General features: G+C 26.1%; 20 protein-coding genes and 1 tRNA gene. 5 read left to right on the plus strand and 16 right to left on the minus strand.

Translation table 4 applies throughout. The annotated features are described in order from the left end of the window. The first annotated feature begins 1 nt into the window (after position 1). A complete protein-coding gene (locus EXC66_RS02025) occupies positions 2 to 943 on the plus strand; it encodes an ABC transporter permease (protein ID WP_006886293.1) in 942 nt (313 codons plus the stop codon). Positions 944 to 1,013: 70 nt separating this feature from the next. Here the strand turns inward: EXC66_RS02025 and EXC66_RS02030 are convergent. The 15 genes from EXC66_RS02030 to EXC66_RS02100 all read right to left on the minus strand — a co-directional run bounded on the left by EXC66_RS02030 (position 1,014) and on the right by EXC66_RS02100 (position 19,259). Continuing rightward, a tRNA-Leu gene (locus tag EXC66_RS02030) sits at positions 1,014 to 1,098 on the minus strand. A gap of 206 nt (positions 1,099 to 1,304) precedes the next feature. Continuing rightward, complete coding sequence (locus tag EXC66_RS02035; RefSeq protein ID WP_129622287.1) at positions 1,305 to 2,486, minus strand: IS30 family transposase; 1,182 nt, start codon at positions 2,484 to 2,486, stop codon at positions 1,305 to 1,307. Between the two features lie 274 nt (positions 2,487 to 2,760). Continuing rightward, positions 2,761 to 3,942: an IS30 family transposase gene (locus EXC66_RS02040; RefSeq protein WP_129622342.1), complete on the minus strand. Its 1,182-nt coding sequence runs from the start codon at positions 3,940 to 3,942 to the stop codon at positions 2,761 to 2,763. 489 nt (positions 3,943 to 4,431) lie between these two features. After that, positions 4,432 to 5,433, minus strand: coding sequence for a type I glyceraldehyde-3-phosphate dehydrogenase (gene gap / locus EXC66_RS02045; RefSeq protein ID WP_006886782.1), 1,002 nt, complete (start codon positions 5,431 to 5,433; stop codon positions 4,432 to 4,434). Between the two features lie 133 nt (positions 5,434 to 5,566). Beyond that, positions 5,567 to 7,675 (minus strand): OppA family ABC transporter substrate-binding lipoprotein, encoded by a 2,109-nt coding sequence (locus EXC66_RS02050; protein WP_006886783.1) that lies wholly within the window; start codon positions 7,673 to 7,675, stop codon positions 5,567 to 5,569. 6 nt (positions 7,676 to 7,681) lie between these two features. After that, positions 7,682 to 8,767 carry an ABC transporter permease subunit gene (locus EXC66_RS02055; RefSeq protein WP_006886784.1) on the minus strand — a complete coding sequence of 362 codons (1,086 nt, stop codon included), beginning with the start codon at positions 8,765 to 8,767 and terminating at the stop codon, positions 7,682 to 7,684. Then, complete coding sequence (locus tag EXC66_RS02060) at positions 8,760 to 9,728, minus strand: ABC transporter permease subunit (protein ID WP_006886785.1); 969 nt, start codon at positions 9,726 to 9,728, stop codon at positions 8,760 to 8,762. The genes EXC66_RS02055 and EXC66_RS02060 overlap by 8 nt, the downstream gene beginning before the upstream one ends. Positions 9,729 to 9,779: 51 nt before the next feature. Then, the gene (locus tag EXC66_RS02065) at positions 9,780 to 10,043 is read right to left on the minus strand and encodes an HPr family phosphocarrier protein (RefSeq protein WP_006886786.1); all 264 of its coding nucleotides are present in this window, start codon (positions 10,041 to 10,043) and stop codon (positions 9,780 to 9,782) included. 144 nt (positions 10,044 to 10,187) lie between these two features. Next, positions 10,188 to 12,791: an endopeptidase La gene (lon, locus tag EXC66_RS02070; protein ID WP_006886787.1), complete on the minus strand. Its 2,604-nt coding sequence runs from the start codon at positions 12,789 to 12,791 to the stop codon at positions 10,188 to 10,190. Positions 12,792 to 12,813: 22 nt separating this feature from the next. After that, positions 12,814 to 15,159, minus strand: a complete 2,346-nt coding sequence (locus EXC66_RS02075; protein ID WP_006886788.1) for a class I tRNA ligase family protein — start codon at positions 15,157 to 15,159, stop codon at positions 12,814 to 12,816. A 9-nt stretch (positions 15,160 to 15,168) separates the two neighbouring features. After that, complete coding sequence (locus EXC66_RS04535; RefSeq protein ID WP_006886789.1) at positions 15,169 to 15,837, minus strand: MPN527 family putative ECF transporter permease subunit; 669 nt, start codon at positions 15,835 to 15,837, stop codon at positions 15,169 to 15,171. Between the two features lie 140 nt (positions 15,838 to 15,977). Beyond that, positions 15,978 to 16,187, minus strand: a complete 210-nt coding sequence (locus EXC66_RS02085; RefSeq protein ID WP_006886790.1) for a hypothetical protein — start codon at positions 16,185 to 16,187, stop codon at positions 15,978 to 15,980. A gap of 103 nt (positions 16,188 to 16,290) precedes the next feature. Next, positions 16,291 to 16,734: a PTS glucose transporter subunit IIA gene (locus EXC66_RS04405; RefSeq protein ID WP_223213206.1), complete on the minus strand. Its 444-nt coding sequence runs from the start codon at positions 16,732 to 16,734 to the stop codon at positions 16,291 to 16,293. A 9-nt stretch (positions 16,735 to 16,743) separates the two neighbouring features. After that, complete coding sequence (locus tag EXC66_RS02090; RefSeq protein WP_223213201.1) at positions 16,744 to 18,876, minus strand: PTS transporter subunit EIIC; 2,133 nt, start codon at positions 18,874 to 18,876, stop codon at positions 16,744 to 16,746. A gap of 104 nt (positions 18,877 to 18,980) precedes the next feature. Next, entirely contained in the window at positions 18,981 to 19,259 is a 279-nt protein-coding gene (locus EXC66_RS02100; protein WP_006886791.1) for a hypothetical protein, read from the minus strand. Between the two features lie 125 nt (positions 19,260 to 19,384). Here EXC66_RS02100 and EXC66_RS02105 point away from each other — a divergent pair, with 125 nt between their 5' ends. Genes EXC66_RS02105 through EXC66_RS02120 form a run of 4 tightly spaced genes read left to right on the plus strand, consistent with a single transcriptional unit; the run spans position 19,385 to position 24,883 of the window. After that, the gene (locus tag EXC66_RS02105) at positions 19,385 to 20,404 is read left to right on the plus strand and encodes a glycosyltransferase family 2 protein (protein ID WP_006886792.1); all 1,020 of its coding nucleotides are present in this window, start codon (positions 19,385 to 19,387) and stop codon (positions 20,402 to 20,404) included. 10 nt (positions 20,405 to 20,414) lie between these two features. Continuing rightward, the gene (locus EXC66_RS02110; RefSeq protein ID WP_223213207.1) at positions 20,415 to 21,062 is read left to right on the plus strand and encodes an RDD family protein; all 648 of its coding nucleotides are present in this window, start codon (positions 20,415 to 20,417) and stop codon (positions 21,060 to 21,062) included. Between the two features lie 9 nt (positions 21,063 to 21,071). Beyond that, positions 21,072 to 23,234, plus strand: coding sequence for an ATP-dependent helicase (locus EXC66_RS02115; protein WP_006886794.1), 2,163 nt, complete (start codon positions 21,072 to 21,074; stop codon positions 23,232 to 23,234). 2 nt (positions 23,235 to 23,236) lie between these two features. Next, positions 23,237 to 24,883, plus strand: a complete 1,647-nt coding sequence (locus EXC66_RS02120) for an MHO_4530 family protein (RefSeq protein WP_006886795.1) — start codon at positions 23,237 to 23,239, stop codon at positions 24,881 to 24,883. A 35-nt stretch (positions 24,884 to 24,918) separates the two neighbouring features. Here the strand turns inward: EXC66_RS02120 and EXC66_RS02125 are convergent, their stop codons facing one another. Next, positions 24,919 to 26,157, minus strand: a complete 1,239-nt coding sequence (locus EXC66_RS02125; protein WP_006886796.1) for a CNNM domain-containing protein — start codon at positions 26,155 to 26,157, stop codon at positions 24,919 to 24,921. Positions 26,158 to 26,163 lie beyond the last annotated feature (6 nt).

Genomic DNA, 26,163 nt, shown 5'->3' on the forward strand with positions numbered 1-26,163 from the left:
CATGATTGCATTATTAACTAGATTATTCAAAATTTTCTTTAAAAGAAAATTATCAGTCATATTCACATTACTTACTCCATTAATTATTATTTTTGTTTATATATTGGTTCTAAAAAACAACTTTAATAAAAACACCGATGATTTTATAGCTAAATTAACTCACAGTATGATGGTTGAACAGAATTCATTAGATTATATTAAAGAGAGAATGTATTCAATGGCCGATCAATTCTTTATTTGTGGACTTCTAGCTACTACCAGCTTCACAATAGCTTTTAGCTTGTGTAAAAGTATGATTGACGATAAAGATAAAGAGATTATTAACGATTTTATTTCAACACCAATTAGAAGTTGAAAGATAAGATACTCTTATATAATTTTCAACATTTTAGCTAATTGAATGATAACAACCTTTATTTTTATAATAGCTCTAATTTATATCAGCGCAACCAACTCAATTGCATATATGAAGCCAATTAAAATATTCTTTGTATATTTAATTTCACTTTTAGGAGTTGTTTCTTCATCACTATTAGCAGTTAATATTTTTTGAAGTGTTAAAAAAGACTGAGTATACTCAGCAGTGTTAATGCCAATTTCAGTAATTTCTGGTTTTGCTATTGGTGCTTATATGCCTGTTTCACTTTTCCCTGATTTTATCGAATCAATTTTCAACTTAATTCCTGCTTCAGGATTGTCAATATCAATGAGAAATATCTTGATGAATGAATCATTTAATGAAATTATTAAAAAAATGAATGAGTTAACAAATAACCAGTTTAACAATTCGCAAGTTTTCATTGACTTATTCAGTATTAAAGGTAATTTATTTGGAACATATTTTGACTATAAATTATTCACTTTATATGCTTCGATATTTACTATACTATTAGGACTAGGTATATTATTATTAGATATCAAACATAAAAAAAGAGTTAAATAAACTCTTTTTTATTTTAAAATAAAAAAGTTTAATACGTGAATTCGTATTAAACCTACGCAATAAGAATTAATGGTGCGCGAGGAGGGACTCGAACCCTCAAGCCGTTAAGCACTAGAGCCTAAATCTAGCGTGTCTGCCAATTTCACCACTCGCGCAATAAATTTGTAAAATAATTATAACACTTTTTATTTTTAAACGTAGTAAATAAAAAATATAAAGTGGAAAAGTCATGCGACCATTATTTTTATTTAAAGAGCTTGAAGTACAATAGTGCTTCAATATTTATAATTATATTGCTTTTTTATATAAAAAAGCACACCAAAAGAATCGGTCATGACCGATTTTAAAATTTTTTTCAATATTATTTTGAGATAAGTAATAAATATTTGTTAATTCTATTGATCATTATTTGAATTTGTTCATCAGAAAATTTGTCCATTGAAATACCTTTAGCAATATATCTTCTGATATGTCTATGAATGTTCTCGATAGAACCTTTTTGATATGAGCAGTACGCGTCACATTTGTATAAATTGTTTTGATTAATAACTTCGTGCAACAACACGTTCTCGGAGCCGTTGTCAATTGTTAAAGTTTTGATTTTTAATGCGTTATTTTCAATAATTTTAATCAATGATTTTTTAACTGCTAATGAAGTTTTTAGTGACCTAACTGAATAGAGTCTTCTAGATTTTCTATCTAAAACAGTAACTAAACAATACTTGTCCTCACGTTTACCAATAACTGTATCAAGTTCATAATGACCTTCCATAGTTCTATTGTTAGCTTCCTCAGGTCTTTGATGAATTGGAATTGCATTTTTAAGAGAACTTTTTTGAGTTTTAACAGTTCTCTTTCGGTATTTTCCTACCGAAAGAAATTGTAAAATATCTATAGATAATGAAAACTCATTTGACTTTAAGCACTTATATACAGTGCTTGTCGTAGGACAAGGACTATTAGGGTAATGTTTTTTAAATTTATTAACAAGTGCTTTAGCAGAAACTTTTATGGCTCTTTTTGTAAAATCCTTACTAAATCGATTTTTTCTAAAATAGTCAACTTCTTCATTTCAAAATCTAATAAAATCTTTTCATTTGTTTTGAATAGTTTTTGAGTGAAGTCTAGTTCTTCTTGACCTATAAAATATCAAATGTTCAGCTAACAAATTAAAATCTATATAGTTAACATAGTTAATATAATTGTCGCAATTGCGACAAACTTTCTTAAATTTCTTAACAAAATCACCTTGATTTGTTGCAGAAATTTTTAATAGTTTTTTAATAGTTTTTGGTTGAAATCTTACAATGTTTGAAACTTGAGAAATGGTTTTATTTTGCCCTATTAACCTTAAACATTCATTAAAATGAAGAATACTCATTTGATTCTCTTTCAATAGTCTTGTTTTTAAGACTTTCGAATGTAATAACCTAATTTCTTCATCAGAATTCTTTATCAAATAATGATTGTTAGGAAGATGTTTTCGTTTAGTTTTTATACACACAACTTTTTCAAGAGAATTTTTAATATTTGCTATAATCATACTGGGTCCTTTCGTATTTTTTGGAGCAATATTATTTTACTAAAAGACCCAATAAATAAAAACAGTCATGCGATAATGGTCGCATGACTTTTCTATTTTACGAGTAAATAAAAAATAAAAAGTTGTTATAAAGTGGAAAAGTCATGCGACCATTATTTTTATTTAAAGAGCTTGAAGTACGATAGTGCTTCAATATTTATAATTATATTGATTTTTTAATTAAAAAAGCACATCAAAAGAATCGGTCATGACCGATTTTTAAATTTTTTTAATATTATTTTGAGATAAGTGATAAATATTCGTTAATTCTATTGATCATTATTTGAATTTGTTCATCGGAAAATTTATCCATAGAAATTCCTTTAGCAATATATCTTCTGATATGTCTGTGAATGTTCTCAATAGAACCTTTTTGATATGAGCAGTATGCGTCACATTTGTATAAATTGTTTTGATTAATAACCTCGTGCAACAACACGTTCTCGGAGCCATTGTCAATCGTTAAAGTTTTGATTCTCAATTTGTTATTTTCGATAATTTTAATTAGCGATTTCTTTACTGCTAGAGAAGTCTTTAGTGATCTAACTGAATAAAGTTTTCTAGATTTTCTATCTAAAACAGTAACTAAACAATACTTGTCCTCACGTTTACCAATAACTGTATCAAGTTCGTAATGGCCTTCTGTAGTTCTATTGTTAGCTTCCTCAGGTCTTTGATGAATCGGAATAGCATTTTTAAGAGAACTTTTTTGAGTTTTTTTAATTCTTTTTTTGTATTTTCCTACCGAAAGAAATTGCAAAATATCTATAGATAAAGAAAACTCATTTGACTTTAAGCACTTATATACAGTGCTTGCAGTAGGACAAGAACTGTTAGGATACAGTTTCTTAAATTTATTAACGATCGCTTTAGCAGAAACTTTTATAGCTCTTTTTGTAAAGTCCTTACTAAATCTATTTTTTCTAAAATAGTTGACCTCATCATTTCAAAATCTAACAAAATTTTTTCATTTGTTTTGAATAGTTTTTGAATGAAGCCTAGTTCTTTTTGATTTATAAAATATCAAATGCTCAGCTAATAAATTAAAATCTATGTAATTAACATAGTTAATATAATTGTCGCAGTTGCGACAAACTTTCTTAAATTTCTTAACAAAATCGCCTTGATTTGTTGTAGAAATTTTTAATAGTTTTTTAATAGTTTTTGTTTGAAATCCGACAATACTTGAAACTTGAGAGACGGTTTTATTTTCTTTGATTAATCTTAGACATTCATTAAAATGAAGGATGCTCATTTGATTTTCTTTCAATAGTCTAGTTTTTATAACTTTTGAATGTAATAGTCTAATTTCATCATCAGAATTCTTTATCAAATAATGAGTATTTGTGAGGTGTTTTTGTTTATTTTTTATACACACAACTTTATCAAGATAATTTTTAATATTTGCTATAATCATATTGGGTCCTTTCGTATTTTTGGACACTATTATTTTACTAAAAGACCCAATAAATAAAAACGGTCATGCGATAATGGTCGCATGACTTTTCTATTTTACGAATTTTTTCAAGACTATTATTAAATAAGTGATAAGTATTCGTTAATTCTATTAATCATTATTTAAATTTGGAAATCTAAATATTTTTTATCTAAACCCTTTTAGTAATATATCTATTGATATATCTACAAATATTCTTAATTGAACCATTTTGATAGTAGCAATATACTCACATTTGTATAAGTTGTTATTATTAATAACCTCATATAACAACACATTCGAAAGCCATTGTTAATTGATAGAGCTTTGACTTGCAATAACAATTTTAATAATTTTGATCACTGATTTTTTACTAAAAGACCCAATAAATAAAAACAGTCATGTGCTAATGAACACATGACTTTTCTATTTTATTAAAAAACAAGGATAAACCTTGTTCTTTAATAATTATTATTTTAATTTAGCAAAGTAATCAACTGTTCTTACTAATTGGCATACGTATGACATTTCGTTGTCGTATCATGCAAATAATTTGTATAGGTTTCCGTCTTTTGTAGATTTAACTGATGTTAATTCTGGATCGAAGATTGAACCATATGTTGATCCAATAATGTCAGATGAAACGATTGGGTTTGTTTCGTATTTTAATGTTTCATTAGCAGCTTTAGCAAATGCAGCATTAATTTCTTCTACTGTTGGTTGTTTGTCTAACACTAATGTTAAGTCAACAAGTGATCCTGTAATTGTTGGAACACGAACAGCTGAACCATCTAAAATTCCAGCAGCTTCAGGAACTACAAGACCAATAGCTTTAGCAGCTCCTGTTGTTGTAGGAACCATGTTTTGAGCAGCAGCTCTAGCTCTACGTAAGTCACGGTGAGGAGCATCTTGAATGTTTTGGTCTCCTGTGTATGAGTGGATTGTTGTCATGAATCCTGATTTAATTCCAAAGTTGTCTACTAAAACTTTAACAACTGGAGCTAAACAGTTTGTTGTACATGAAGCACCAGAAATAATGTCATCTTGTGCTGTTAATGTTTCGTGGTTTACGTTGTAAACGATTGTTTTAACATCGCTTCCAGCTGGAGCTGAAACAACAACTTTTTTAGCACCTGCTTTTAAGTGTTTTGAAGCTCCTTCACGTTTTACGAATCTTCCTGTACATTCTAATACAAGGTCAATTCCTAATTCACCTCATGGTAAGTTTTCTGGATCTTTTTCAGCGAAAACTTTAATTTCATTTCCGTTTAAGAATAATGAATCTCCTTCAACTTTAACATCAGCTTTTAATTGTCCAAAAGCTGTATCGAATTTCAACAAGTGTGCTAATGTTTTAGCATCTGTTAAGTCATTTACAGCAACAACTACTAAATCTTTGTTGTTTAATTCAACTAAACGACGTAAAACTAATCTTCCAATTCTTCCGAATCCGTTAATTGCAATTTTTTTCATTGGATATACCTTTCTAATTTAATAAATATATTTATTTGTATAGATTTATACATAAATATTATATAGATTTAACTAAATATAGGAGTTAACTTTTAACTATAGAAAAACTATTATGGTAATAATAACAAGAAGTTTATTTTATTCTTATTGATGGAAAATGTTCATAACCTAAATCATTAATAGGTTTAATATAATCATTCTGAACTATTTCATATGAAAAGTTATTTATATTAATTGAGTTTGTTGTATTAACAAAAGAATTAAAAACAAATCCTAATTCACTTATTAATTTAGCTTTTTGAAGGGAAGTTAAATTTTCAACAAAATTAGATAATAATGTATCAAAGTCTGCTTGATTTTGATTAGTTAATTTCTTTAGTATTGATAATAACTCGAATTTTTCTGCAAATTCAGAATTTTTCACAAAACTCTTAAGTGCATTTTTGTCAAATTTCTTAATAGCTTCAATATAACTATTATTTATATATTCTATATTTGAGTATGTTATAAAAGTATTATGTTTATTAAAATATGATAAATCAACTTCTTTGAATTTCACACTTATATGTTCATTTAACCCATTTATGATTTTTTCTAAATTTGAATAAATTTGTTTGTATCTAAAAGAACCCAAGTGTAAAAATGGTATTGTAAACGATATTTTCTCATTTGTTTCTAAGCTAAATTTACTAATTAATTCATTTAACTCTTTCTTTATATATTCATAGTGTGGAGATTTTAATAACTCTTCATAATCAATTAATAAATTAGAGGTTTGATAATACTTGTAATCAATTGGATTTATTGTTTTAATTTCAGTTAAGTTATTATTAAATATGTATTGTTGGTTAACTCAGTTGTATGAGTCTGTTAATTGCTTATATGATGAGTGTTGGTCTGAAATATCGATGAATGGATTTATAACGCTAAGTCAATAATCATTTCCTGTTGTTAGTTTTATAAACTCATTAACGTTAATTGAGTTAAATATAAAATTTCTAAATAAAATTGAATTAGTGTCACTGAAGAAAAATTCTTTAACTTTAGAATAATCTAGAGCGGCAATATTATCACCATATATAATTTTAGAAAAGGTATCGTTAAAATCAAATTCATAACCTTGTTTAAAATCATAATTTAATATTAACTTATTAATATTAGTGTTTGAAATATTATTAAATTTAGGTTGCAACCCATAAATTGAACTATTATTTTTTATATTTTCAATCTGTGAAGTATTAAAAATACTTAAATCAGCTTCACTAACCAAAGTTTGTCTAAAACTTTTAAACGTTTGTAATCTAAAAGTTTCATCGTCTAAAGGAGTAGAATTAAAATTTAATATTATTTTATTTAATGTACTATCAGAATTATTGAACTCTACATCAGCTGAGTGCTGATTTTTAATAAAAACTTGCTTGTCAATAGAATTTTTATTTAATACGTAATTACTTAAAAAAAGCATTTGTTCTAAAGAAGGTTTATACATATTAATAGATATATTATTTTCCTCTAAAAATTCTGTTGATATAGGATTAAATATCATATTTTGAATCATTTGTTCAAAGATAAAATTACCGGCTAATCCATTACTTGAATTTATTATCAACATATCATTTTCTATTGAAAACTGTATTCCGTAGTCTTCTAATAAATTTAATAATTGAGTACTATTATTTAAATTAACAATAAAATCATTAGCTTTTAACTTATATTTTGTTGGTTCACCATCTTTGTTTACATAATTAATATTTTTAATTAAAAACTTAATTTTTTTTGCTTTATTTAGATTATTAAAAAAGTCTTTATTATTAATTGAAAAAACATCCGAACTACTAAGTTTTATTATTGGTTCATTTTTAATAATTTGATTAAGATCGTTATATGAATTATTATTATAAACCTGTGTTGTACTATCACTAAATTCCAAAATTAAGCCATCTATTAAGTTTAACTTTAAATATTTCTTAGTTGATTGTTTAACTTCGTTATTAACGTTATCATAAATCATTTTATCATAGTAATTGTATGAAATTAATGGACTAAAAAGTAATGACTCAGTGTCATTATCAATTTTATTAAATGAATTTAGACTAAATTTATCATTAATCAAGGTGTTTTCAAAATTAAAACTTTTAATATATATTCGTTTATCCTTTATATCTCCTATATACTGACAGGAAACGACAGGCAAAAACGAAACAAAAGCTACTACAGAAAACAGATGTTTTTTTAATTTCATATTCTCCTATCTTATTACAACTTTTGAACATATGTATAAATTCACAGTTAATATTTTAAGCGTAACAATATAAAAACAAATACCAAAAATTACTAGTGAAGTTAGATAAAAATCACTAAAGTTGTCCAAAATGTATTTGAATAAATTGCCAATATTTAGGCTCTCTTTAATTCCTTCTACATTATAAAAACTAATACTTGAAAGAATAAGTATAACTACTGTAAATTGATCAATAACTAAACTTAACGATCTTGCTAAAACTCTGGGAAAAATCACATTAAAAATAATTTTTATTTGGCTATACCCATTTACTTTATAAGCATCAATTAATAAACTATTTTTCAACTCTTTTGTGTCTGGATAAGCACTAAAGAAGAAAACCGGAATCATAATGATACTTAATATAATAATAGCTAATCAGTGCTTGTATCCGAAAATATTAAAAAGCAAAATTGAAATTAAGGTTGAAGGAATTAACGAAATTGTTGAAATTAATAATTTGTCAATTGATAAGTTAAAATTAAACCTATAAGCTAGAATAGTGCCTAAGGAATTTCCAACTAAAATAGCTATGAAACAGCTAATTATTGATATTAAAATTGTTATACCAAAACTATTTATAAAAATTGAATAATTATCATACCCTTCATTATTTGTACCAAATCATGGGATAAAGTGTAATATTTCAATATTATTTTTTTCCAAAGACAAGGCGTTGATAAGCTTATAAGGATTATAAGTCAATGACACAATATTTTCAGAATAAACTGTTTTTATTATTTCTATTTTATTTTCAGAAGCTAATTTTATTATTAAATCATATTCATTGTCATAATTAAAACTTTTTGTGATATATGGATTAAAAATGTTTGGTAAGTTATAAGAAAGATGACTATTTAATACTACTTCATCATATTTATATGGATATAAAAATAAACTTAGTAATATTCAAATAATGAATAAAAATAATAAAACAGTAAAAACTAAATTTATTTTTTTAGAGAAAAACCTAACAAAAAACTTATTGCTGTTCTGGTTAGCAAAAGAATTAGATTCAACTTTATTTAGAGATAGTTTAAATAGATTATTCATATCTACCTCCGATTTTTTTTATAAATCTTAGTTTAGATTGTTTTCCTAATAAAATTTTCTTTGATGAAAATGGATTTAGTAATTGAACTAATAAATCGATCAAAAACTGTAACGAAAAAATTATTACTGTTGTAAAGAAAATTAAAAACATAATTAAGTCATTTTCACCCAATCTAAAACCATTTAAAAGAATTAGTGATTGTCCTGGAATTTGAAATAATCTTTCTATAATTAATGAAAATGCTATATTAATGGTTAATGTAGGAACAATAAAATCAACTAAATTAAGGAAAGAGTTTTTAAAAATATAACTAATAAATATTTTTCTACTACTTAACCCGCAAGTTTTAGCATGCAATATAAACTCTTTATAAATGAGCTCTAGAACAACAGTTTTGGTAGGCAAAGCAATTACACTAGTGGTTAGAACTGTTAAAACCAAAATAGGAGTTATTAGAGAATTAATAGTTATATTAATATTTATCAATGTAGGTTCAATAAATATTATTGGGGCGTCAATTGATTCAATAAAATTTATAATAAAAGGAATTATTATGAAAATCGGTATTGATGAGATAATAAATAAAATAATTTGGGTGGTAATTTCATGTCCTTTATTATTGTTATAGGCCATATAAACACCTATAATATATCCCAAAATTATTCCAATTATAAAACTTATAAAAACAATTATTGATGTTCATTTAAAATAATTAAAGAATAAGTTTGAAATATTTTTGAACTCGCTATTTAAAATCTCACTTTTAATAGTTCCAAATTTTAAGCTAATAACATTAACTCAATATTTACCTAATTGTTTTAAAAGTGAAAAATCTCCAGAAACATCTGAAGTATTTTTTAGTGAAATTAACGTAATAAATAAATAGAAAATATTTATGATTATAAAAATAAGTAATATAAAAATAAATATTTTAAGTGTCAATTCCTTAATTATTCTCACATTTTCCTTTAATATTTTAAAAAAAGTCGCTAAAATAGCGACATGAACAAATTAAATTAAATTGTTTGTTTTTAACGCATTTTCAATTGCAGCAATTGCGTCATTTTCATCTTCACCTGATACTTTAAAAGTAACTTGCGCACCAAATTTAACACCTAAAGCCATAATATTCATTATTGATTTTAAGTTTGCTTCACGTCCACCAACTAAAAGTTTAGAATCTGATTTAAATTTAGATGCAGTACCTACAAGAATTGTTGCAGGTCTAGCGTGTAACCCGATAGGATCGGCAATTGTACATGTAAATTCTTTCATTTTCACCTCCAACTTATTTACTAATAATTGATATAAGAAATATTAACTAGTTAGTCTTAATAATTTTAGCATAAATATATAATTTTTAATCTAATTTGACTTTTATAAACTAATAAATTTATTTTATTTATTTTCTTTTTTGCTTTATTTGTAGATTTTTGGATTTTTTCCTAAGAAAATAACTTCATATATTTGATCATAAGTTTTAACTGGAATATAATTAATTTCTGATTTGATTTCATCAGGGATATCTTGAAGATTTTTAACATTAGCATCAGGAATAAAAATATTCTTGATTTTTCTTTGTGTTGCAGCAAATGATTTTTCTTTAAGTCCACCAATTTCAAGTACTTTACCTCTTAAGGTTATCTCTCCAGTCATTCCATAATTAGTTGGGACCGATCTCTTAGATAAAGCAGAAATAATAGCGGTTGTAAAGGTAACTCCAGCACTTGGACCATCTTTTGGGACCGCACCCTCAGGAACGTGGATATGAATTGTATTATTTTCAAAATCAAAATCATTTATTTCAAATTTTTCAGCATTTGCTCTAACATAGGTAAGAGCAATTTGTGCAGATTCTTGCATAACATCCTTAAGTTGGCCAGTTAATTTAATTTCTCCCTTGCCTGGATATGTTGTTACCTCTATTTGTAGTGTTGAACCACCATATGAAGTATATGCTAAACCGTTTACTATTCCTGGAACTTCATTTTGTTCAACTTCATCATCTTTGAATTTAACAACACCTAACATTTCGGTGATTTCTTTAGTTGTTATATTAAATTCAATTAATTTAGGATTATCAAGAACCTTAACAACAATTTTACGAGCTAACTTATCTAAAATTCTCTTTAGACCTCTAACTCCAGCTTCCATTGTGTAATGTTTAATGATGTATTTTAATTCCTGATCTGTAATTTTGAATTGTTCTTTAGTTAATGAAGCTTGTTCAATAACTTTAGGAATTAAATGATTTTTAGCGATTTGAATTTTTTCGTTAATTGTGTAAGGACTTAGTTCAATAATCTCAACACGGTCTAAAAGAGGTGCTGGAATATCTTCATAATAATTTGCTGTAGCAATAAATATTACTTTAGATAAGTCGTATTCATGTTCTAAATAATGATCTTGGAAATTAGTATTTTGTTCTGGGTCAAGAACCTCGAGCATAGCACTAGCTGGATCACCCTTCATATCTGAAGCCATTTTATCAATTTCATCAAGTAATACTAATGGATTTGAAACTCCAGATTTAGAAATTCCTTTTATAATCTTACCTGGCATAGCTCCAACATATGTTCTTCTGTGACCTCTAATTTCACTTTCATCATGAACACCACCAAGTGAAATTTTTACAAACTTTTTAACAAGAGCTTCGCTAATTGCTTTTGCTAAAGAAGTTTTTCCTGTACCTGGAGGACCAACTAAAGTTAGGATTGGAACATTGTTAAAAGTTTTGTTTTCATCTTTTTTGTTAGAATCATTTTTTTCTTTAAATAAATTTAGATCAATTTGTTGATTATCATCTAAATTTATCAATGTCCCTTTTTTGACAGGGTTATTATTTCTATTATTAATCATAACAGCAAGATATTCAACAATTCTTTCTTTAACTTCTTTTAGTCCATAGTGATATTTATCCAATACTTTTCTTGCTCTATTTATATCTAAAAAATCTTTTTCAACTTTTCTTCATGGGAGTTGTTTAAGAGTCTCGATATATGTCTTAGAAATATTTGCATCAGGACTTGCAGGCATCATTTGTGAATATCTATTTTCTTCATATTTAATGATTTTAATAACAGATTCTGGATAAATTTGCCTTAGTTTTTCATCTTCGATATCTTTAGAAAATTTATCAAAGTTTTCTGTTCCATCAATCTCATCAAGAGTTCCTTTGATAATTTTCATTTTTTCTCTCAACATATATTCTTTTTGATGTTGACTAAGAGATAAATTAATTTTTTCATTGATTTCATTTTCTAATTCAAGATTTTTTGCCATCGATGTTAGGAAATTACCAATGTTATTTATTTTTGAAGGAATATCAAATGACAAGAAATAATCCATTTTCTTGAATGTTCCAAATTTACTTTTTGTAAAGCTAAATATTAAAGAAATCATACCTTTATTTTCTTTAATATTTTTCTCGCTTAAACCATCTTCAGCTTGCAATTTTATAATTTCATCGTATGTATATGTTTTCTTTGTTAATGGATTCTTCATAAAAATTGATTCACCCATTTTCTCAAAAGCTAATGTCCCACTTAAAATACTAGTATTGCTATAATCTAGTTCTGAATAATTACTATTAGTTAAATTCTCATCTTCATCTGAAAAAACTACCATTAAATAATCTTCTCTTTCAGAAGGTAATGTCTTTTCAAGAATTTCTTTCTTCATCTCTTCAGTATATGAGCTAGATAAAAGTTCTAATTGTTTTTCAAAACTTTTTTTATTACTTGAGCAGAACGAGTGAGCTCTTGCTTTTCTAATTCCTTTGAACACTAAATAGTGTTTACCATTTTGTTCAAATGTTCTAATAAATTTAGCATATAAACAATAAGGAGCAATATTGTAATTTTCTTCTCCTTTATATCTATAAATTATTGCAATTCTATTATTATTTTCTACACTTAAAGTCTTTAGTGCTTCTAAATTATCTTCGTCTACTTCAATCATGCTTACAACACCAGGTAGTGTTATTTCATCTTCAAAAGTTACGAAATATTTCAGTATATTCATATTAATTTACTCCATTCTTTAGTTATTTTATTACAAAATTAACTAATTTATTTGGTACAAAAATTTCTTTTATTATTTTCTTATCTTCTAGTCATTTTTGAACTTGTTTTTTAGCTAACTTAATAATTTCATCTTTAGAAAGATTTTTATCAACGGTTATTTCAGCTCTTGCTTTACCATTAATTGTAATTCCATAGCTTACTTCATCAGTTTCAAGAGCTTTTTTATCAATATTAAAGTCATATAAATTCTTTAAATTGAAAAATTCTTCGGATAATTCTCATGCTAAGTGAGGTATGAAAGGTTCTAAAATATTTAATGTTACATAAAAGTATTCTTTAATTAATAATGGATTTGTAACATTTGAATATGCATTAAATGTTTCCATTGTTCAAGAAATTAAAGTATTGAATGCAAACTCATTTTTTGGTTCTTCGAAAATTTCTTTACTTTTCTTTAGACCTTCGTAAAGTTTTCTTCTTGCTTCTTTTTCTTCTTTGTTTAATTTTAATGTGTTAATTTTAGTGATATCATCATCTTTATTTATCTCAGCACTTCTTTCATATAATTTACGAATAAATTTAAAGCAACCAACAACTCCACTATCAAGTCATTCTAACTCTTTTTGAGGAGGGGCAGCAAAAAGAATAAATAGTCTAGTAGTATCAGCTCCAAATTTTTGAATCATTTCATTAGGATCGACTATATTACCTTTAGATTTAGACATTTTCGAACCATCTTTTAAGACCATTCCTTGAGTTAAAAGGTTGTTGAAAGGTTCGGTAAAACCAACCATTTCTAAATCTCTAAGAGCTTTAGTGAAAAATCTAGCATAAAGTAAATGCAATATTGCATGTTCAATTCCGCCAATGTATTGATCAACACTATTTCAATATTTTATTGATTCTTCATCAAACATTTTATCTTCTCTTAAATGAGGAGGTGTTGTATATCTTAAAAAATATCAACTAGATTCAAAAAATGTATCTAAAGTATCTGTTTCTCTAAGAGCTTTTTTATTACAATTTGGACATTTGGTTTCAGCTCATGCTTGATTTGTTTCAAGTGGATTACCATTACCTGTAAATTTAACATCGTAAGGTAAAGTAATTGGTAAATGTTCTAATTTTACTGGAAGAACACCACAATCTCCACATTTAATAAGGGGGATTGGAGTTCCTCAATATCTCTGTCTAGATATACCTCAATCTCTTAGATTATATTTTGTTGTTTTAGGATAATCAATTTCACTCTCTTTAATTTTTTGTTCTAAGTCAATGTTTAAATTATTACTTATGATGAATTTTTGATCTCTTTCAACAGTAAATGAACTTAATATTGCTTCTTCTTCAATATTAAATGATGCAAAGTCTGTAATATAAACAGGTAGGGTTTCCCCAGAAATAGGATGTTTTACAAAAAGTTTTGTATCAACTAAAATATTTTGCCCAAATGTTTTAGTATTAACATTTGAAACAATTTTTTCGCAAAGTTCTTTCTCATTCTTGCTAAATAAATTAGATGAAATTAATTTTTTTGCTAGTGAAGAGTTAACATTAAGAGCAATGAATGAAGAGTTATTGATTATAGTTTCTTTTTCTTCAAAAAGGTTTATTTTGTCAAACTCATGATCTAATATTTTTTTAGAATCTTCAATAAACTCAAATATTAATTCATATCCATTTTTCTTACCAATTCAATTTTTTTGCATTGCAATAACTTGTTTTGGCCATTTACCTTCAAGTAAGTCTAAATCTTGTAAAAGTTCTTCAGCGTAGTCGGTAATTTTTAAGTAATATTGTTCCATCTCTTTCTTACTTACAACTGAATCACAACGTCAACATTGGTTGTTAATAACTTGTTCATTAGCCAAAACAGTATTATCTACTTCACAATAATTAAGTAAAGTCTTTTTCTTATAAATCAAACCTTTTTCTCAAAGTTTTATAAAAATGTTTTGCTCTCATTTTGTATATATTTCATCAGCAGTAATACATTCATAATCCCAAGCAAACGACATACCTAGTTTTTTAATTTGATTATCCATTGATTGAATGTTTTGGTATGTTCAATTTCTAGGGTGAATTTGGTGCTTAATTGCAGCATTTTCAGCAGGCAAACCAAAAGCATCTCAACCAAATGGATGGAGAACATTAAAACCTTTTCTGCGATAATATCTAGCAATTACATCACCTAGAGAGTAATTTCTTACGTGCCCCATATGTAAATTACCGCTAGGATAAGGAAACATACTTAAAATGTACTTTTTAGGCAACTTAAGATTATTTTTAGGTTCAAATTCTTTACTTTCTTCTCACTTTTGTTGTCATTTATTTTCTATTAATTCAAAGTTATATTCGTTTTGCATGTTTTCTCCTTAATATTTGGTTTTTTTGTGAACTTCAATAAAGTTTTGTATAAATTTTGTCTTATATTCTCAAATTATAATTGGCAGTGAAAAGATGAAAATAATAAAACCATTCAATAAGTTAAATCCTAAATATAGCGATATTGAACCTAAGAAATAATTATCAATACCTAAGAAGTATCCTTTAAACTTAGTTTGATAATTTTCTAACAATAAAGTTAAAAACGGTTTTTCTAAAAGTTTAAAACTATAGAAATATAGCGAGTTAAACACAAATGTATTTAACAAACTCATTACTATAGCAGTAATCAGTGTTGAAACTACAAAAGATACTATAGATTTTACAAGAAAGTTCATTGAATTTTTTTTAAGAACTTTCATAAACAAAATATAAGTTAATACTAAAGTGATATTAGCTATAAGTAGGATTGTATTACCAATTAAATTAGTTAATATATCCGAACTTCCTGTAATAAATACTTTTAGTAAAAACCTTAAAAAAATCAATATAAAACCGTCAATAAAACTAATATAAACAAAAAAAATAAATATAAAAACTGTAGTTAATTCTATTGTAAAAAAGCTAATTTTTAGAAATTTTGATATGAAATCAAAAATCAAAACTAATGACAAGAATATACTTAAAATTGATATTCTAAAAATTATTGTTTTTTTCAATTTTTAACCCCCTATATTCTTACATTTTATAATTTATTTTAAATTTATATAATAATTTTAAAAAAATTCGTTTTTTAGCTAAAATTCAACAAAAATACACTTTTTGCCCATATTCAATTCATTAAAAGTACTCTTTAGAATTAAATTGCTAGATAAACCATGAAAATTATCAAAATTATAAAAATAATTAATACAAATATAAAAGCTACTCACCCAAAAATATTCCTTTTAACATTAATTGAATATGATTCTTTATTAATGTCTAATTTAGAAATTATTTTTTTGTTTTTTTCTTTCATTTGATTGATTTCATCTTCTGAAATCATAGATTTCTTCTCTTCTTTTTCCATCCTTATACCTTATGTTTATATATTTTACCATTTATTGTATGTATTTAGTAATAGTTTTAATAGTTCAAATTAAAAATGCAAATGTAAACATTTGCATCTTATATTACTTAACTTCAGCAACTTTAGTGCTTGATGTTGTAACCTTAGTACCAAATTTAGTTTCGATTGTTGTTTTACTTGATTCAGGTAAAATGACTGTAACTAAGTCAGTTCTTAGGTTTTTACTTTTAACTAAACTTAAGTTAACTTTAGCTAATTTATCACCAACTTGAACTAAACTTTCAAATCCCTCACCATTAAGTTTAACAGTATCTATACCAATGTGCAATAATGCACAAACATCGTCTTTAGTTTTAACAACATAAGCATGTTTTGTTGGGAATACCATAGCAACTTCTCCATCAAATGGAGCAAATACTGTAGCACTTTCCTTAGCGTTGAATTCAACAATAAATCCATCACCACTTAATTTTTCACTGAATACTCCATCATTTAATGTAGATAATTCCTTAATTTCACCAATAGCAGGCGCAAATACCTCAGTTATTGTTGAGTTTTATACTGTTTCTTTCTTACTTTCATGAGAGATTGGTTGTATATCTTTATTATTTTCTAAATAAGATTTAATTTTATCTCTCTGAGATTTAATTAAAGCGTTTAACTGTTCAGCTTTAGGTCCGAAAATTGCTTGAACGTGGTTATTTCCTTCCACTTTAACACCTGCAGCACCGGCAGCTTTAAGAGCTTCTTGATCAACTTTTGAAGCATCTACAACATCATAACGTAAACGTGATGCACAGTTATTAAATGCTGTAATGTTGTCAATTCCTCCATAAGCAACTACAACTGCAAGGGCAACTGGATCGATATTTTTAGCATCTTTTTTGTTTATGAAATCAGCTTTAGTAAATAATTTTGTATTTGAACCTCTTCCTGGAGTTTCAATATTAAATTTCTTAATAAAGAATAAGAATCCAAAGAAGTAAATTGGTACGTAAAATAGACCAACCACTAATGTTCATCAGAAGTGTGTACCTTTAGCAACTGGAATAATTCCGTAGATCAATAAGTCTAATAACCCTCCTGAAAATGCCATTCCAACATGAACGCCTAAAAGATTTGCAATCATAAATGAAAGTGCACATAAGAATGCATGGAATCCTCAGAATAAGTATGGAGCTAAGAATAAAAATGTAAATTCAATAGGCTCAGTAACTCCAGTAACTAAAGATGTAACTCCTGCTGGTATAACTGTACCAAGTGTAACTTTTCTGTTTTCTTTTGGTGCAGCCATAACCATAGCAAAAGCAGCGGCAGGAAGTCCAAAGATCATAAATGAAAATTTACCATCTAAGAAACGACCTATTTTCATTCCTAATTTATCACTAATAAAGTCATAAAGTGGAATTGAATAATTTTGTCCATTTAAAACATAATCAATTGTGTTGTATTTAAATCCAACAAGTGAAAGAGCTGCAGTTGAATCACCAACGTATTTATTTGGTTCATTTTGTACAACTTTGATTAATTCACGTAAACTTTCACCTGCAACTAGTCCATCTTGATTAATGAATTGTTGTAAAGGTCCATTAATTTCACCACCAGCATTAGTGTATCATAGTGGAGCATAGAAAGCATGGTGAAGTCCAAATGGTACAAGTGATCTTTCTAAATATCCAAAGATAAATGATTCAAATCCATAAGGAACTTTACCTAAAAAGTTTCCAAATAAGTTTAATGCAACTCCTATTCAAGGTCAAACTAACAAGAATACTAATGCTAGAATTGCGCTTGATGGAATTGTAATAATTGAAACAAATCTCTTTCCTCCAAAAAATGATAAAACCGAAGGAAGTTGAATTGTATGGAATCTATTGTATAAATATTGAACAAGAAGTCCAACAGAGATACCTCCAAAGGCTGAAGTTTGCAATGATTTGGTTCCAAGAGTAGTTCCAACAACATTAGTTAATGCTCGAGGATTTCTACCAAGTCCTTCAAATAAAATTTTGTAACCTACAAATTGTTTTTGAATTAAAACAACTTGATTTGAGACACTTGACGAGATTGTTATTTTATTTCCATCAAGTATCACACTAAATCCATCAACAACAACTTTATTATTTGCAGAATCAAATGCTAAATGTCCATCAGAAACTACAACAGTTCCACCAATTGAAAGTGTACCTGAGTTGTATACTATTTCTTTTCCATTGACTAATAATGGGTTTTCACTTGAAAATGAAGTTCATCTATTAGCAAGTTCACTCCCATTACCATTAATAATCATATATTGGTCAATATTTGTATCTCAAATAAATACTGATTGAACCGCATTAAAAATTAAATAACCTATCACTGCCGCAAAAACTCCAACACCAGCTTCATCTGTGAATGAGATAACAAATGCAGCCGCAAATAATAGAGGTAAGGCACCAAATACTGGGTCACCAAATTGCTTAATTAGGTCACCGATAGCTTGAAGTGCAAAAATATTTGCATCATCACCGATTTTACTTATCGTTGCACCAACACCTAAGAACAATCCAGCAATAGCCATAACCGAAATAGGTAACATGAAAGCACCAGAAATTTTAGATAAAATTTTTCTAGCTTTTCCACTTCCGCTATTATCAAGAGATCTTTTGGCTTTTTCTTTTTTGCCTCTTAAAACTTTTGTTAATTGCATATTTCCTTTCATATTATCGCTACAAAGAGTAGCATTTATATTATAAAAAATATCTTAGTTTTTTTATAACAAAATTAAAAATAAACTATGAAATATGAAATAAGCTATGAAATCAATTTAATAAGAAATCCAAAAGCTACTATAAAAAAGACAATCGAAAGAATCAAAGGCGCATTATATAAAGCTCTCAGACTTGATGGAACATACATTCCAGTAGCGTTGTAATCAGTTAATTTGCTCTTAGGGTGGTTTTTCTTATATTCTATCATTTGAGCTTGTTTATAGTTACGCATTTTCTTCATAGAAATTGGATAAAGTGATAAACAAAAAATCGCTAAAACTAAGCAAACAATTAAAGCAATAAGATAAATTCAAAAACTCATATTTCTCCTTTTGTTAAATAAAATTTTACAATGATTTTGAACAAAATATTTTAAATACATCAACTTACTTAAGTATCATAAATCATAAATATGGTAAAATTATTAATATAAAATAAAGGAACATAATGAAATTAACAATAATATCATCAATCACAGAAAATGAACGTGATACTAATAGTTTTTTAAAAGATTTAACTGAGCAAGATACTCAGGATTTTGAGGTTATTTTGTGTTTAAATAAATCAACAGGTACTAAAAAAATATTTTCAATCATCTCTGAGTATAGTAAATTTTTTGGTTCTCGTTTGAAGGTAATTTGAAATTATAAAAATCAGTCAGTTAACTACAACATTGCTAGTGCATTTAGGATTGCCAAAGGAAACTATATTACAATCATCAACAGCGATACATCACTTAGAAAATATTATTTATTAAAAATGATTGAACAAGCTACAAAATATGATGTAGATGTATTGGAATTTAAACCAAGATTAATTGGTTCTACACGTTGAAAGCCAAAAGCTAGAATTATAACTAATGAACCTGTAAAAATTGCAAATAGACCTGATGTTTTAGCTTACACATTCCCATTTATATTAAATAAAATTTTCAAAAAATCACTTGTTCAAAAATGTGACAAAAATTGACCAGAACATTCTACAGATGATAAATTAGCAGTAACACTAAACTATCAATTAATGCTCCTTTCTAAAACTTATATGTATGTAGATTCTAGAATTAAAAGGGATTACTTTGATTTAGAGACATGAATTAACCCTAAAACTTACTTCAATAATTTTAAAGATGTTGAAAAAATGTTTATGAATTATGAAAGTAAAATTATGCATGAATATGAATATGCCAAAAATTACTTCTTTAAGGTATTTCTACCAGGATTAATTACCAACATTTCATTTATAAGCGTAAGAAATTTAATCCATTACAAAGAATTGAATGAAAAAAGAAGTAAAAAATTTATAAATGACTTAAAACTTTATATTGATAAATTACAAAAATCACCAGAATTTAAAATATTTATGGATACTAACAATTATATGTTATTAAAAAATACTGAAACTGACATTATTAAAAATAATATTCCTGTTTCAAAATGACGTGCTATCCTTAATGAATTAGAAGAGTAAAAATGTATTTATATCAAAACTCAAGTTTTTTAAGAGATTCTTTAGTTCAATATTTGATACTATGATTTCTATAATTGTTTGTGTTTTTTTATTTTTTTTAATCGGTAAATTTACTGATTTAAGATATGTTGATTTTAATAAAATTCAATACTACTCAATTTTTATTTTAATCATTATTTTTTTAATTTTTTACTATATTTTTATCCCGTACTTTTTAAATGGTTCAACTCTGGGTATGCTTATTTTTAAGATGAAGATTATTCACGAGAATAAAGATAGAAGATTAAATTTAATGGATTTAGTAAAAAGAAATATTTTATTGTACATAGTAATTTTTAATCTACTTTATATTATTGTTTTTTTTAATAATGAAAGTATAAAGTTATTTAAATTAAGTGATGAACAGATAAAAAATTTAAGCTTTATCGATAAAACGAGAATTAATTTTAGTTACGCTTTTACAAGCGTATTCATGTTTGTTTCTTTTATTAATTTTGCAGTTTTATTACTGAACAAAAAGAAACTATCAGCACTTGAATACATCAGCTCAACTAGAGTTGTTAATAAAAAAATGGTATATATTCATCAAAACGAAAATATTAAATTGATGCCAATACAAATAGAAGAAAGAGAAATAATTTTATACATCAATGATTAGGAGGATGTTATGAGATTAAATAATATATCACTATTAGATGACTTAAATGAACAACAAAGAGAAGCTGTTCAATATTTTGACACTTCACTTAGAATTATCGCAGGTCCAGGTAGTGGAAAAACAAAGGTTTTAACTAGAAAAGTAGCTTACTTAATTAATGATTTAGGTATAACTCCTAATAAAATTTTAGCTGTTACTTTCACAAACAAAGCTGCAAATGAAATGTCTGAGAGAATTAGGCAATATTGTGATGCTGATACAAATAAGTTAAACATCAATACCTTTCACGCTTTATGTGCCAAAATTCTTAGAATAGAGTATTTAAGCGCAGAATTAAATAGTGACTTTTTAATTATTGATGAAATTGATAAAAAAGATATTCTCGCTAATGTTTACAAGGAATTAAATATTAGTAAAAGTCAAATAACTTTTTCTAATATGATTCAAAAAATATCTTGATATAAAAACACTAAAGTTACACTTGAAGAATTAGCTAAGGAAATGAGAATTTCAATTGATGATCCAATCATTCTGGCAATTAAAAGCTATGAGCGTGAATTATCAACAAAAAGAATGGTTGATTTTGATGATCTAATCATACATGTAGAAAATCTATTTGATAAACATCCTGAAATAGCCAAAAAATGATCAGAGAAATTCTCTTTTATTCTTGTTGATGAATTTCAAGACACTTCAGTATCTCAATATAATATTGTTAAAAAATTAATTAATAATGATACTCATCTTACAATAGTGGGTGACCCAGATCAAACAATTTATAATTGGCGTGGTGCTGATGTAAACTTAATTTTAGACTTCCATAAAGATTTTACTAACGCTAAAACTGTTGTATTAGAAAAAAATTATCGTTCAACTAAAAAAATTGTTAATTCTGCAAATCAATTGATTGTTCATAATAAGAAAAGATATGTCAAAGATTTAGTAACAGATAATGAAATAGGTAGTGATATTGAATTTTTCCATGCGTTTAATATGGAAGCTGAAGCTAGATGAGTAATTCAAAAAATTAATGAATTAAAGAAAAATAAAATTCAACTAAAAAATATTGCTATTCTTTACCGTTCAAATTTTTATTCTAGACCATTTGAAGAAGCCTTAATCAAAGAAAATATTAACCACAAAATCTTTAATGGCGTTAAATTCTTCCAAAGAGAAGAAATCAAAAACGCTATTGCATTCTTAAGAATTTTATATGATGGTTCTGACCTAGCTTTTGAGAGAATCATAAATGTCCCATCAAGAGGAATTGGTGAAGTAGCTTTAGAAAAATGTATTGAAATTGCAAAAAATAATAAAAAAACCTTATTCAATACATTTATTCAAGATTATAAAACCTTACCATTTAGAGCAAATATCATCAGAGAAAAAATTTATCCCTTTCTTCGTAGCATAAGAATACATAGTATTTGACTAAAATCTGAGAAAAGAAAACGAAAAATCTCTGAAGTTTTAAAATTATTCCTTGAAGATATCGGATATTTGAAATCAATAGAAAGTATAACCAATTTAAGAGGTTCAGCTCTAGATAATGTTAATGAATTAATTGAATCTATTAAAACATGAGAAGAAAAAAACCCTGATAAAGGTGTTAAGGAATATTTAGAAATGGTCTCACTTCTTAGCTCTTCAGATGAATTTGACTCAGGAACTAATTATGTATCATTAATGACAGTTCATTCAGCAAAAGGACTTGAATTTGATAATGTATTCATTGTCGGAATGAGTGAAAATATCTTCCCTTCTGTACGTTCTAATAATGATTCTAATCCTGAATTAATTGAAGAAGAAAGAAGATTAGCATATGTGGCCATCACTAGAGCAAGAAAAAGATTATTTATTTCTGATTCTCGTGGAATAGTTCTTGGTACAAGAATCGACAAATCACCATCTAGGTTTATTACAGAAATGGGTATTAATATTGAGAAATTTATTTTGGTTAAAGATGATTATGCAAGTTTTGATACTGATTTAATCAACGATGACCATTATAATGACAATATCATTGTAGGGGATTTTATTTCACACAACACATTCGGTGAAGGAGAAGTTTTAGAGGTTAATAATTCAGATATTATAGTTTCATTTGTTAATGACAATAAAACAAGAACACTTAGAAAAAATCATCCCGCAATTAAATTAATTAAGAAATAATTATGCAAACTTCAATACTTATTTTACTGATAGCAATTTTATTTATACTTCTTATTATTAGCGGGATAGTTTCAATAATAATTTTTAGATACGTTAATGGTCGTTCTAATAGTGGATTAATTTTATTTAAGATTGACTCAATTAACAAACGTGTTCTAAGATTTACCGAAACTGAAAAACTACTTCCAACTCCATTAGATTATAAAAAAGGTAAATTTGAAATTTATAATTATTTACCATTAAGTGATTTTTTAGAGTTTTTTGACTCACAGACAATTTCATTAATCAAGGATGTTTTAGATAATAACCTTAAAAGAAGGGTATTTATAACAGCTAAATTAAATTTAAATTCTAAAGTTAAAAAAACTTTTTTGGAATCATTAATTACTAAAATTGATAAAAAAACCAAAAGAAATGAAAATATAATATATAACTTAAATATTGTTCCTCTCGATGATGAGAGTTACTATTGTAGTATAAGCTGATTTTTGAATGAAATTTCTAAATCAAAAACATTCTATAAAAATGAAAAAAATGAATTTGTAAAGTATGTTAAGGGTCCATTTTTATGTATTTCAATATTAAAAAAACCTTACTATTTTATTAACGAAGTTTCGAAAAACGAAAAATTAAAATTAATGAAAAAATTAAAGTTGCAAGTTCATTTTGTTTCGGTTCATGAAACTAAAGAATTATTAATGTTTATAATTAAAATGCCAAAGAAACAAAAATATGAAACATTAATAAAATCAATAAACAATTTGAATCAATCAACTTTATTTAGAAAAATAATTGATGTTATTTCTATTCAAGAATTCAAAAAAATAATAGATAACTATGAATTTGAAGTTCTTATAAATAAAGCAAGATATTGTTTATATAACCTAAAAAACAATAATAGTACTGAGCAGTATTCGGTTTATCAAGTTTTAAGTGATTATAAAGAAGGATTTGACCAGTTTAGTACACAATACAATAATTTATTAGAAGCAAATAATAACTTAAAATATAAAATCAAAAAATCTTCAGTGCTTACATATGCTAAGTTAGAAAAAACTGAATATGATATTGTAACTTTTGAATATCCAGAAATTAATAAAAATTGAATTGAATTTTTCTTAAAAATACCTTATATAAGATATAAATTTGAAAATTTACAAATAGAAAATTTTATTAAGAGTAAAGAATTTTCGCAACACAACACAAATAAACAAAATAAGAAATGAATCTTACCAATTTCCGAGCAAAATTTCCTCAATATTTCAGCAGAGATAATACCTAAAAATGTAATATTAATGATTTATTCATTTGATAATAATTTTGACTATACCAAAATATTATTTAAGCTAGATGAATTTAAAAACAGAGAAATTGATTGTGCCATATATATCAATAAATTAACCAGTCAATTAATGAATTTAATGAATAATAAATTAGTTAATTTAATGATAATAGGTAAAAATATCACATCTAAGATTAATCAGCAAAAAATTTTCTTTGATTGCATGAATATCTATGAAGTTTCTAAGTCTATTAATTCTAAATTAATTTACGAAATAGACTCTTTAATGTTTGATAACTATCATATTGAAAAATTGGGAATAAACTATATCTATTCAGAAACTCCACTTAATACTCAGAAAAAATAAAAGCCTAAGTTTTAATTACTTATGGCTTTTATTTTTTATAAACGATTAACTTCAATAATAGCAAATTTATTATTTTTGTTTTTTGTTTCAATAACCTTGAAAGTTGCTATATCTTCAAAAGTATATTTTAAATTTTTTATTAATCTTACCCTTTTTGAACGTTTTAACATCCATTCAGATAAAGTCAGACTCAATTCATTTTCATCTAATTTTTCATCATTTAATTCAAGTTGCTTAAAAATATCTTTCATTAAAGCGTTTGATTTAACTCTAGATTTTTCTAAACTGATTTCGTAGATATCTTCAACTTCATCAGTTTCGTCATAAATTTCTCCAACAAGTTCTTCAATAATATCTTCAATAGTGATGATACCAATAACATCTGTTGAACTATTATTTTCCACTACAAAGGCCATTTGCGCCTTAGCGTATCTCATTTTTTCCAGAGCACTAGAAAGTATTGAATTAGCAGAAATGTAAGGGACAGATTTGATAAAATCTATTACCTTACCTCTTTTTAGGTGATAAATATCTTTAAGAATGACTATACCTATAAGTGTTCCATCTTTACTTTCAACAGGCAATCTTGAGTAATTCGAATCCTTAAATACTTCTAAGGCTTCTTCTATTGTACTGTTATATTTTATTGTGACAACTTCTTTTAGTTTAATGTAATGTTGAGTTACTTTAATTGAATCTAAATCAAGGGCATTTTGTGCTAGTAAACTCTCACCTTTTTGCAAAACGCCCTCTTCTTTAGCTATATCAATCATTGTTTTTAGTTCATCTTCAGAGTTTGTTATATATACTTTTTTACCTAGTTTACTAATAGGATAGGCAATAATAAAGAAAATTCAATTAAAGAACTCAATTAGTCATGCAAAATTTCTTAGGTAGAAAAATGGATTTGCTTTAGCAATCATCTTAGGCATTATCTCACCAACTATAACAATTATTGGAGTAACCACTAAAGTGGCTACAATTGCAACAAGACCTTGATCGTTTAATATAATTTGGCTAAGTAATAATGATGTCAATGTTGAAGAACTAATATTTACAATATTATTACCGATTAACACTGTACTTAAAACTTGGTTATACTTCTTGAGATGTCTTTGAACAAGTTTAGCTCCAGGTTGTTTATTTTCTACCATTTGCATCACTTTAGCAGCTGAAATAGATGTATATGCTGTTTCAGCACCACTAAAAATACTACTTAATAAAAATAGTAAAATTAAAACCACTAATAAAATTATTTTGATATAACTAGGCATTTAAAA

The organism is Mycoplasmopsis anatis (genome assembly GCF_900660655.1).
Lineage (GTDB): Bacteria > Bacillota_I > Bacilli_A > Mycoplasmatales > Metamycoplasmataceae > Mycoplasmopsis > Mycoplasmopsis anatis.